Below are 248 nucleotides of genomic sequence, written 5' to 3' on the forward strand. Positions count from 1 at the left end.
CCTGCGCCGAGAGCACCCGGGCGCGGGCCAGACCCAGGTGGACCTTGGCGAAGCGGTGCAAGTGCTCCTGGTCGAAACGTCGCAGGTACGCCTTCCACAACAGGTCCACATCCACCCGCGTGCCGGGCGGGGCACGGTGCCAGAGCCACAGCGGCTTGGGCGCCCCCTGGTGCGCCAAACGCTCGACGGTGACCCGGATCACGCTGCCCTCGAGGATCGGCAGGTCCCGCCCGGCCGGGTACCCGGCC

At 72.6% G+C, this 248-nt stretch carries 1 pseudogene; it reads right to left on the reverse strand.

Annotation, left to right across the window (positions count from 1 at the left end):
- A pseudogene (locus KGA66_RS29570) lies at nucleotides 1-248 on the reverse strand (NF041680 family putative transposase); the annotation flags it as partial.

Origin of the sequence: Actinocrinis puniceicyclus (assembly GCF_018283645.1) — a bacterium.
Lineage (GTDB): Bacteria > Actinomycetota > Actinomycetes > Streptomycetales > Catenulisporaceae > Actinocrinis > Actinocrinis puniceicyclus.